At 69.7% G+C, this 10,744-nt stretch carries 9 protein-coding genes and 1 pseudogene; 8 read left to right on the forward strand and 2 right to left on the reverse strand.

Annotation, left to right across the window (positions count from 1 at the left end):
- Window positions 1-133 precede the first annotated feature (133 nt).
- Window positions 134-1,255 carry a hypothetical protein gene (locus ACFOWZ_RS35415; protein ID WP_382378292.1) on the reverse strand — a complete coding sequence of 374 codons (1,122 nt, stop codon included), beginning with the start codon at window positions 1,253-1,255 and terminating at the stop codon, window positions 134-136.
- Between the two features lie 586 nt (window positions 1,256-1,841).
- Here ACFOWZ_RS35415 and ACFOWZ_RS35420 point away from each other — a divergent pair.
- From ACFOWZ_RS35420 to ACFOWZ_RS35440, 5 genes are all read left to right on the forward strand, one after another.
- A complete protein-coding gene (locus ACFOWZ_RS35420; protein ID WP_382378293.1) occupies window positions 1,842-2,129 on the forward strand; it encodes a hypothetical protein in 288 nt (95 codons plus the stop codon).
- 287 nt (window positions 2,130-2,416) lie between these two features.
- Window positions 2,417-3,328, forward strand: coding sequence for a LytR/AlgR family response regulator transcription factor (locus ACFOWZ_RS35425; RefSeq protein WP_382378294.1), 912 nt, complete (start codon window positions 2,417-2,419; stop codon window positions 3,326-3,328).
- Complete coding sequence (locus ACFOWZ_RS35430) at window positions 3,325-3,720, forward strand: hypothetical protein (protein ID WP_382378295.1); 396 nt, start codon at window positions 3,325-3,327, stop codon at window positions 3,718-3,720. The genes ACFOWZ_RS35425 and ACFOWZ_RS35430 overlap by 4 nt, the downstream gene beginning before the upstream one ends.
- A complete protein-coding gene (locus tag ACFOWZ_RS35435) occupies window positions 3,717-5,453 on the forward strand; it encodes a sodium/solute symporter (protein ID WP_382378296.1) in 1,737 nt (578 codons plus the stop codon). The genes ACFOWZ_RS35430 and ACFOWZ_RS35435 overlap by 4 nt, the downstream gene beginning before the upstream one ends.
- Before the next feature lie 12 nt (window positions 5,454-5,465).
- Entirely contained in the window at window positions 5,466-6,641 is a 1,176-nt protein-coding gene (locus ACFOWZ_RS35440) for a histidine kinase (protein ID WP_382378297.1), read from the forward strand.
- Window positions 6,642-6,704: 63 nt separating this feature from the next.
- Here the strand turns inward: ACFOWZ_RS35440 and ACFOWZ_RS35445 are convergent.
- A pseudogene (locus tag ACFOWZ_RS35445) lies at window positions 6,705-7,100 on the reverse strand (transposase); the annotation flags it as partial.
- A gap of 593 nt (window positions 7,101-7,693) precedes the next feature.
- On the opposite strand from ACFOWZ_RS35445, the gene ACFOWZ_RS35450 reads away from it, so the two are divergent.
- From ACFOWZ_RS35450 to ACFOWZ_RS35460, 3 genes are read left to right on the forward strand one after another with little or no spacing between them, the layout of a single operon-like run.
- A complete protein-coding gene (locus ACFOWZ_RS35450) occupies window positions 7,694-8,512 on the forward strand; it encodes a metallophosphoesterase family protein (protein WP_382378298.1) in 819 nt (272 codons plus the stop codon).
- A complete protein-coding gene (locus tag ACFOWZ_RS35455; RefSeq protein ID WP_382378299.1) occupies window positions 8,513-9,172 on the forward strand; it encodes a 4'-phosphopantetheinyl transferase family protein in 660 nt (219 codons plus the stop codon).
- A 52-nt stretch (window positions 9,173-9,224) separates the two neighbouring features.
- Entirely contained in the window at window positions 9,225-10,703 is a 1,479-nt protein-coding gene (locus tag ACFOWZ_RS35460; RefSeq protein ID WP_382378300.1) for a glutamate--cysteine ligase, read from the forward strand.
- The last annotated feature ends 41 nt before the right edge of the window (window positions 10,704-10,744 follow it).

Consider the following 10,744-nt stretch of genomic DNA (forward strand, 5'->3'; position numbering starts at 1 on the left):
AGTGAGGGTCAGGTGCTCGACGCCGACGACGGCGCAGGCGGCCCGCTGCTCGGTGACGCGCAGGCGTGCCGCCTCTTCCGGGGGTGCGGCACGCCGGCCTTCCTTCCGCGAACGCTTGACGGCGTGTGAGGTCCTACGGAGATCGCCACAACACGGCGTGCGACGTGCCATCGGCGGTGTAAGCCACGCCGACGGAAGAGCCCGCCGCGTTGATCGCGTAAGCCGAACTCGAGTTGCCGCCGAGCGTGCCGAGGTCGGTGATCCGCCCGTGCCTGTCCCACCGGACGGCGTTGTTCCCGCTGTTCGTCGTTGCCGCACCGATCACGACGCCCGCGTCGTTGATCGCGACCGCTTGGCTGCTGGGCGGGCCCGGCCCCGGGTTGCCGCCGAGAGTGCCGAGGTCAGTGATCCGTCCGCGCCGGTCCCACCGCACCGCGTGGCGGGCGGCGATCCCCGCCTCCGCGGTGCCGACGACCGTTCCGGCGTTGTTGATGCCCGCAGCCCAACTGTCGCGTTGTCCTGGCAGCGAACCGAGATCGACGAGGTCGCCGTGCCGGTTCCAGCGCGCGGCGTGAGAGGTCGCGTCGGGTCCTCCCACGACGCCGGCGACCACACCGGCGTCGTTGATCCCGGCATTGGCGCTGGCCGTGCCACCACCACTGTCCAATGTGGTCGTCCGACCGCGGCGGTCCCAGGTGACAGGCTCCCGGGCAGGTGAGTCACCAGCTGCCACTCCCGCGTTGTTGATCGAGTGGACGCGGCTCTCGTAGCCGAGATCGGTGATCCGGCCGCTGCTGTCCCAGCGCACACCGTGCGAATTGGAACGAATGTTGACCGCCGAACGCCCGATGATCTCGCCCGCATCGTTGATCTGGACGGCCATGCTGCGAGAGTGACCAGGCAGTGCCCCGAGATCACTGATGCGTCCCTGCCTGTCCCAGCGCACCGCGTGGACGTCTCTGTTCGCGGTGCCGGCCTCACCCACGACCACGCCCGCGTTGTTGATCGCGAACGCCGTGCTGTAGCTGCCGCCTGGAAGCGTGCCGAGGTCGACGATCCCTCCCGCCGGGTCCCAGCGCACAGCGTGCGTCTGGCCGTCCGCGGTACCTGACCAACCCACGACCGCGCCGGGGTCGTTGATCGCGACCGCCGTGCTGTAGCTGCCGCCCGGCAGGGTGCCGAGGTCGACGATTGCCGGAACCGCGTGCGCGGGTGCGGGCGTGAAGCCTGCGGCAGCGCACATGACCGCGCTCATCACGAGCCACGTCCGTCGTCTTTTCCCCAACCACGCCACCGGGACACCTCCTGCCACGAGTCGAACGCTCCGATCAGCGTCCTCCGTCCGCGGTTCTCACCCGCAGAACCGAACGTGCTCAAACGAGGGGACCATCGACTCTGTCGAACGAGAGGTGACCGCCCGACGCGGCGCCGGTGTCGAATCAGGATCCGGCCGACGCGAGGAGAACCGTCAGATAACGATGTATGAACCCGAACGACTGAACTCCGGCAAAAGAGTTAATGCCGCGCCCGAGAAGTCGCACTACCCCGAACGCAATGCCGTGATTGATGCGACCCGCGACACATCGGTTCGGCCCAACAGCCATGGCGCCACCTGGCCTACCAGGCACGATCGGCTAAATGCGGTAATTTTAGTTTCAACTACAGGGCACGCCAGTTGAGACGAGCACCTGTTGAGACGGAATGCGCGCGTGATTGACCGGGTGCCGAAGGTCCGGCAACATCATTGTGCCGGCCCTCAGCGGTCGAGATATGGTGTTGCGCAGTGGGGGAAATGTTGGCACTCGTCCTCACCCTCTGGCGCGCACGACGGGAGGATTGAAGTGGACCCGGCACTGGACGCGCTGCGCGACCGGCTGGCGGAGATCATCGCGTCGCCGCCCGAGAACACCGACGAGCTCGTCACCGCGTTGAGCGGTCTCGCCAAGCTGTCGAACCAGTGGTCCGAGGCCATCCAGGCGTTGCGTGCTCCTACGCGCCGGCTCGTCGGGCCTGCAGCGGCGGCGTCGGTGAGTGTGGCCGCGCGGCGGGCCGAGGAGTCTTTCATCGAGCTGGAGATCACGCTCGGTGACGCCCTGGCCGCCCAGCCGCGGGCCGTTCGCCAGCACTGACGGCAGATCGTCGGAGACGGTTTCCGTCTGCCATCCGAGACGCACCCGTTCGGAGGGTTTCCGCACGTCCTCCGCCTGACGGATGATGCGGCCGATCGGGCTCGGCGGACGGAAAGGGGTACGGCCGTGCACACTTCGGGCTACCAGACCCCCGAGGCGGGTCACCCTCCGTGAAGGGGCATGATCGCGTATCCGACGCCCTCGGCTCACCAGGCGCGCGATGACCGAGCGTGGTCTAATCGCCGCCACGTGAGGATCGGCCGTACACAGTTTGGACTCGATCTCGAATGACCTCAGGTCTGCCCTGCCCCATCTGCGAGGGGCCGGATCGACGTGGCAGCCTCGAGCGCTCCCTCCGGGTGCTCGCCGTCGACGACGAGGCGCCCGCGCTGGAAGACCTCGTGTACCTGTTGCGCTGCGATCCGCGCATCGCTCACGTCGAGGCGGTCACCGACGCCACGAAGGCGCTTCGGGTGCTGCACCGCGCGATGGACGCCGGGCAGCCGTTGGACGCGGTGTTCCTCGACATCCGCATGCCGGGGCTGGACGGTCTCGACCTCGCCCGGGTGCTGTCGCGGTTCGCGCAGCCGCCGCCCGTGGTGTTCGTGACGGCGCACCAGCAGCCCGCTGTGGAGGCGTTCGAGCTCAAGGCGCTCGACTACCTGCTCAAGCCGGTGCGGCCCGAACGGCTCGCCGAGTCCGTGCACCGCATCGTCCACGAGGTCTGGGACTCCAAGAACGCGTCGGAGCCCACCACGCCCACTCCCGCGCAGCCCGCCAACGCGACGCCGCCGGAGATGGGTGACGAGGTCATCCCCGTCGAGCTCGGGGGCGTCACGCGCTTCATCCGCCTCGCCGACATCCGGTACGTGGAGGCGCACGGCGACTACGCCCGCCTGCACACCGCGACCGGCAGCGGGCTGGTGCGCGCGGCGTTGAACGGGCTCGAGGAACGCTGGCGCAGCGCGGGGTTCGTGCGCATCCACCGCAGCCACCTCGTGTCGCTCGGCCACATCGACGAGCTGCGGCTCGAGGACGGGCACCTGAGCGTCACGATCGGCGGCGCGGTGCTGCCGGTCAGCCGCCGGCACGCGCGGCACCTGCGGCAGCTGCTCGTGCGGCGCGCCCGGCCGACGCCGGTGCAGGGGAATGCCGCGCCCGCCGGGGTCGCGCAACCGAGGAACGGACTCGGGTCGTGACCACGCCACCACCGCACCAGAAGGGGCCGGCCCAGCGCGTGGTGGTGACGAGTCCGCGCACGCGGGCACCCCGTGCGCGCCGCCCGTACTCGGGCACGCGCGAGATCAACGAGCAGAGCGAGCTCGGCGCCGTCTACATGCGGACCCTGATCCGGGCACAACGGCGGCTGGGCCTGTCGGTGTGCCTGGTGGCGTGCGGGTCGCTCGGCCTGCTGCCCCTGCTGTTCTCGATCGACCCGGAGCTCGGGAAGGTCCGCGTCTTCGGGCTCGGGCTGCCGTGGTTCCTGCTGTGCGTGGCGACGTTCCCGATGCTCGTGCTGGCCGGCTGGTTCTACGTGCGGCAGGCCGAACGCAGTGAGCGCGAGTTCGCGGAGCTGGTCGAACGTCCATGACGAGTGGGTACGCCATCGTGGCGGTGCTGGTCGTCGCACTGGGCACGATCCTGATCGGGACCTACGGGCTGCGCGTCTCCCGCACCACGTCCGACTTCTACGTCGCCTCGCGCACGGTCTCCCCGTGGTGGAACGCCTCCGCGATCGGCGGCGAGTACCTGTCGGCAGCGTCGTTCGTCGGCATCGCCGGGCTGATCTTCGCCTACGGGCCGGACATGCTGTGGTTCCCCGTCGGCTACACCGCGGGTTACCTGGTGCTGCTGACGATGGTCGCGGCGCCGTTGCGACGGTCCGGCGCGTACACGCTGCCGGACTTCGCCGAGGCCCGCTTCCGCTCCCGCGTCGTGCGCGGGGTCGCGTCGGTGCTGGCGCTCGCGATCGGCTGGCTGTACCTGTTGCCGCAGCTGCAGGGCGCCGGTCTGACGCTGAACACGGTGACCGGCGCACCGGACTGGGTGGGTGCGCTGGTCGTCACCGTCGTCGTGACGGTGAACGTGATGTCCGGCGGGATGCGGTCGATCACGTTCGTGCAGGCGTTCCAGTACTGGCTCAAGCTCACCGCGATCACCGTGCCGATCGTGTTCCTGATCGTGGCGTGGCAGGTGCACGGCGCGAAGTCGCTGACCGAGCCGAAATACCCGGAGTTCCCGGCGGAGACCAGGGTCACCTTCAGCCACCAGACGGTGATCCACGCCGAACAGTCGATCTTCATCAACGGCACCGGCGAGATCGACGGCACGCGCGTCGAGAACGCCGGCCTCACGCTGACCGACGGCTACCACCGGATCGGGCAGGGCTCGGAGTTCACGTTCCCCCAGGGCGTTCCCGTGCCACACATGTCCACAATGGACCACAACACCAACGAGACGTGGTCGCTGCCGATGTCCAGCGGCGCCGACTTCCCGTTGTACGGCGCCTATTCGCTCATCATCGCGACGTTCCTGGGCACCATGGGCCTGCCGCACGTGATCGTGCGCTTCTACACCAACCCGAACGGCACGGCCGCGCGCCGCACGACGTTGATCGTGCTCGGGTTGCTGTCCGTCTTCTACCTGATGCCGCCGATGTACGGCGCTCTCGGCCGGCTCTACACGCCCGAGCTGCTGATGACCGGCCAGACCGACGCCGTGGTGCTGGTGCTGCCGACCCGCATGATCGAGGGCATCGGCGGCCAGCTGCTCGGCGCACTGGTGGCGGGCGGCGCGTTCGCGGCGTTCCTGTCGACGTCGTCCGGTCTGGTCGTGTCGCTGGCGGGCGTGCTGTCGCAGGACGTGCTGCGGCTCGGCGGGGTGCGCGGGTTCCGGATCTCCACGATGCTCGCGGGCCTCGTGCCGCTCGCGATGACGTTCGTGGCGACGGGGATGCCGGTCGCGGACATGGTCGGTCTGGCGTTCGCGGTCGCCGCGTCCTCGTTGTGCCCGTTGCTGATGCTGGGCATCTGGTCGTCGCGGATCACGACGATCGGTGCCATCGCGGGCATGCTCGCGGGCGGCGTGCCCGCGCTGACCGCCGGCCTCGTCACGATGTTCACCGACACCGGCGACGCCTGGTACGAGGTGCTGCTCTCGCGACCTGCCGCGTGGACGGTGCCGCTGGGCTTCACGGTCATGTACGTCGTCTCCCTGCTCACCCAGCGGCACGTGCCACCGGGCGTGCAGCGCACGATGGTCAAGCTCCACGCGCCCGAGAACCTCGGGCTGGACGGCGCGGGCGCCTCGGACGAGCGAAGCTAGAGGTGTTGTGAAATGCAGGACTTCCTCACCGCCGCCGCGATCCTGATCGTGGGCGGAGCGGCCGTGCTGGTGCTGTGGCGGGGCACGCGCAACAGGCAGTCGCTCTCGACCGAGGCCCAGCGCGTCACCTACGAGACCCTGCACACCGCCTGGTCCGCGGCACCGCCGTTGCGCGCGGGCCTGGTGCCCGACGCGGCGAAGAAGTCCGCGCGGCACCTGCGGACGTTGCTGGACACCCCGGCTCTCGCGCTGACCGACGAGACGGAGGTCGTGGCGTGGGAGGGCGTGTCCGAGCACCACGCCGCCGAGGCCATGGCCCAGGCAGAGGACGTGTTCCTCACCGGCCGCACCCAGGCGTTCGACATCGGCTGCACCGAACCGAACTGCCCGATCAACTGCGCGGTGGTGGCGCCGCTGACCGTCGAGGGCCGCGTGGTGGGCACGCTGGCGGCGTACTCGCGGGAGGCGTCGGCGGGCCTGGTGCGCGCGACGAACCAGGTGGCGCGGTGGGCGGCCGGGCAGCTGGAGCTCGCGGAGCTGGACCGGTCGCGGACCCGGCTGGTGGAGGCCGAGGTGCGTGCCCTCCGCGCGCAGATCTCGCCGCACTTCATCTACAACTCGTTGTCCGCCATCGCTTCCTACGTCCGCACGAACCCTGAGCGCGCACGGACGCTGCTGCTCGACTTCGCCGACTTCACCCGCTACTCGTTCCGGCGGCACGGCGACTTCACGACGCTGGCCGAGGAGCTGCGGTCGATCGACCAGTACCTCGCGCTGGAACGGGCGCGGTTCGGCGAACGGCTGAAGGTGACCTTGCAGGTGGCGCCGGAGGTGTTGCCGGTGACCGTGCCGTTCCTGTGCCTGCAGCCGTTGGTGGAGAACGCCGTGCGGCACGGGATGGAGGGCAAGATCGAGCCCGGCCACATCCAGATCTACGCCAACGACAGCGGTGCCGAAGCGCAGATCACCATCGAGGACGACGGCATCGGGATGGACCCGGAGAAGCTGCGGCGCACGCTGGCCGGGCAGGTCGACGAGTCGGCGGGGATCGGGCTCGGGAACATCGACGAGCGGCTGCGGCGGGTCTACGGCGACGAGTACGGGCTCGTGGTGGAGACGGCGTGCGGGCTCGGCACGAAGATCACGGTGCGGGTGCCGAAGTACCAGGCGGGGATCAACGGCATGTGAGGCACCGGGGTCACCCTTCCTCGTGGCGACCCCGGCGCACCCCCAGAATCCTCAGCCGGCGGCCTTCGCGGCACGACGGTCCGCCGCGTCCAGCACCGCGCGGACCCAGTCGAGCTCGTCGGTGCCGCACGCGCCCTCGGCCGCCGCGCGCCGCAACCGGACCCAGAGGCCCAGGTCGGTCCACTCCTGGAACCGGCGGTGCACGGTCGGCACGGTCACGCCGAACGACGCGGGCAGGTGCCGCCACGCGCAGCCGGACGACAGGACGAACACGATCGCCGTGAACACCGAACGGTTGCACACGCGGCCACGGCCACCGCCCTGGCGGCGCACCTTGGCGGGCGGGATCAGCGGCTCGACCACGGCCCACAGGTTGGGCGAGACGAGGCGGGCCGAGAGCTGGTCGATGACGTCACCGCGGCCGGGGTCGCCGGTCTCGGGCCACGCGCCGACGCGCATCCAGGTGTCCTGGCGCGGCGCGGCGTCGGCGGGGCGCGGGTCCTGGCGGGCGGACTCGGCGCGCTGACGGGAGCGGAGCAGGGTGGCCAGGGCGGTGTCCTCGGCCGTGGTGCGGCGTTGCGGGACGGCGTAGGTCTGCTGCTGGGCGTGGCGGGTGATCTCGGCGCCGACGGTGCGGCGGAACGACGGGTTCGCCGCCAGGCGCGGGTCCACCGGCTGGCCGTAGCGGACCGGGACCTGGCCCTGGCGCGGGGGGACGGCTCGTGGGGGCACCTGACGGGCCGGGACCTGCCGCGCGAGCCGCGGGTCCGGGGTGCGTGCGAACTGTGACTCGGTCATGGTGTGGTCCTCCGCCAGGACTTTTCCGTCAGGTGACAGCGCTCACAGTAAGAAGGGGTTCAGAAAACAGGTAAGGAGGTAGGCCATGAAAGGCGGTGAGCGGACGTGCCGCGGCGGTGCGCGGCTCGCCCTGTTGAGACGAGTGGCGCACGGTCTGCGACGAACGGATAACCGGTCGTGGCACTTGCCCCACTATCGGGTGGCCGATTGGCCGATCATGATCGAGTCGTTGACGCGCGAAGTACCGTTCGACTGTGAAGCTTTTGGCCACCAGCGACCTGCACGTCTCCTACCAGGACAACCGGCAGGTGGTTGAGGCGATCGCTCCGCCGGACCCGAGCGACTGGCTGATCATCGCCGGGGACATCGGCGAGAAGTTCGCGGACATCGAGCAGACCCTCGCCCAGCTGCGCCCGAAGTTCGGCCGGCTCATCTGGTCTCCGGGCAACCACGAGCTCTGGACCACCAAGGACGACCCGAACCAGGCCCGCGGCGAGATGCGCTACAAGCAGCTCGTGGAGCTGTGCCGCAGCCTCGACGTGATCACTCCCGAGGACCCGTACGTCACGTTCCCCGGTCCGAGGGGACCGGTCACTGTCTGTCCACTGTTTCTCGGCTACGACTACTCCTTTCGGCCACAGGGCGCCACGGACGTGAAGTCGGCCCTCGCCATCGCGCACGAGGCAGGGGTGGTGTGCACGGACGAGTACTTCCTGCACCCCGACCCGTACCCGTCGCGTGAGGCCTGGTGCCGGGCACGCGTCCAGGAGACCGAGGAACGTCTGGAAGCGGTCAGCGGTCCCACCGTGCTGATCAACCACTACCCGCTGGTGCGCGACCCCACGTTCGTGCTGCGCTACCCGGAGTTCGCGCTCTGGTGCGGCACGGCGCTGACCGCCGACTGGCACCGCAGGTTCAACGCCGTCGAGATGGTCTACGGCCACCTGCACATCCCCCGCACGACGCACTACGACGGCGTGCGCTTCGACGAGGTCTCGCTCGGCTACCCGCGCGAGTGGAAACCGCGCGGCACCACACAGGTGAAGCTGCACGACGTCCTGCGGGAGTCATAAGTGCTGGAACAACTACTTCCCCCGCCCGTCGCGGCGGTTGAGCGGTACAACGACGAGCAGCCGGTCGAACTCTTCCCCGAGGAGGAGTCGCTGCTCGGCAACGCGGTGCCCAAACGCCGGAACGAGTTCGGCACGGCCCGCGCGTGCGCCCGCGACGCGATGCGGCTGCTCGGCGTCGAACCGGCCGCGATCCTGCCCGGCCCGAAGCGCGAGCCGCTGTGGCCGGACGGCGTCGTCGGCAGCCTCACTCACTGCTCGGGCTACCGGGCCGCGGCACTGGCGCACCGGGCCGACTTCCAGACCATCGGCATCGACGCCGAGCCGCACGCCCCCGCCCCCGACGGCGTGCTCGGGGCCATCGCGATCCCGGCGGAACTCGACCGGATGCCAGGGCTGAAGGCCGAGGACCCGAAGATCTGCTGGGACCGGCTGCTGTTCAGCGCCAAGGAGTCCACCTACAAGGCGTGGTACCCCGTCACACAGCGGTGGCTGGGCTTCGAGGACGCCGACATCACGCTGAGCGCCGACGGCACGTTCCACTCGCGCATCCTGCTGCCGGACTCCCCCGTGGCCGGGTTCGACGGCCGCTGGCTCGTGCAGGGAGACATCCTTGTCACCGCCATCGCCGTCCCGCACCGAGAGACACGGGTGTCGGATTGATCAACCATGGTGCACAGTGGTGAGCTGAACCCTCGACCGCCGGGAGGCCACCATGGGCGAGGACGTCGCGAAGCACGAGTTCACGCGCGAGGACCGGACTCGGTACCGCACGAAGGTGCGGCGGTGCCTGGACGTGTTCGCCCGGATGCTGCGTGAGGCGCGGTTCGACTTCGAGAGGCCGATGACCGGCCTGGAGATCGAGATCAACCTCATCGACGAGCACGGCGACCCGGCGATGAAGAACCACGAGGCGCTCGAGGTCATCGACGACCCGGACTTCGTGACCGAGCTCGGCCAGTGGAACATCGAGATCAACGTGGCGCCGCGCCGGCTCGCGGGCGGCGGCATCACGGCGTTCGAGGAGACCGTCCGCCGCAGCCTCAACAAGGCGGAGGAGAAGGCGCGCGAGATCGGCGCGCACATGGTCATCAACGGCATCCTGCCGACCCTGCGCAGCAAGCACGTCACTCCCGACCAGCTGTCGAGCAACCCCCGGTACGCGCTGCTCAACGAGCAGGTGCTGGCCGCGCGCGGTGAGGACCTGCAGATCTCCATCGACGGCGTGGAGCGCCTGCACCTGACCGCCAGCTCGATCGTCCCCGAGGCGGCCTGCACCAGCACCCAGCTGCACCTCCAGGTGTCGCCGGAGCAGTTCCCCGCCTACTGGAACGCCGCCCAGGCCATCGCGGGCGTGCAGGTGGCGATCGGCGCGAACTCGCCGTTCTTCCTCGGCAAGGAGCTGTGGCGCGAGACGCGGATCGCGCTGTTCCAGCAGGCGACCGACACGCGCGGCGACGAGCTCAAGGCCCAGGGCGTGCGCCCGCGGGTGTGGTTCGGCGAGCGGTGGATCAACTCGATCTTCGACCTGTTCGAGGAGAACGTCCGCTACTTCCCCGCGCTGCTGCCGATCTGTGACGAAGAGGACCCGCTCGCCGTGCTCGACCACGGTGACACGCCGGGTCTGAGCGAGCTGAAGCTGCACAACGGCACCATCTACCGCTGGAACCGGCCGGTGTACGACGTGGTGCGCGACCGTCCGCACCTGCGCGTCGAGAACCGCGTCCTGCCCGCCGGTCCCACGATCGTCGACACGCTCGCCAACGCTGCTCTCTACTTCGGACTCGTGCGAGCGCTGGCGGAGGACGAGCGTCCACTGTGGTCGCAGATGAGCTTCCAGGCGGCCGAGGAGAACTTCAACGCCGCCTCGCGCAACGGCATGGACGCGCAGATGTACTGGCCGGGCGTGGGCACCGTGCCGGTCGTCGAGCTGGTGCTGCGCCGGTTGCTGCCGCTCGCGCACGAAGGGCTCATCCGGTGGGGCGTCGACTCGGCGGAGCGGGACCGTTTGCTGGGCGTCATCGAGCAGCGGTGCCTGTCCGGCATCAACGGCGCCACCTGGCAGGCCAGGGAGTTCCACCGGCACTACGACCACTCGCACCTGGACCGCGCCGACGCTCTCCGCGCCATGCTCCGCTCCTACGTGGAACTGATGCACGCCAACGAGCCCGTCCACACCTGGCCCCTGACGTGATGAACGGCGCTTTTGTCCACTTGAGGTGGACAAAAGCGCCG

It is taken from the genome of Lentzea rhizosphaerae (assembly GCF_042649515.1).
GTDB classification, from domain to species: Bacteria; Actinomycetota; Actinomycetes; order Mycobacteriales; family Pseudonocardiaceae; genus Lentzea; species Lentzea aerocolonigenes.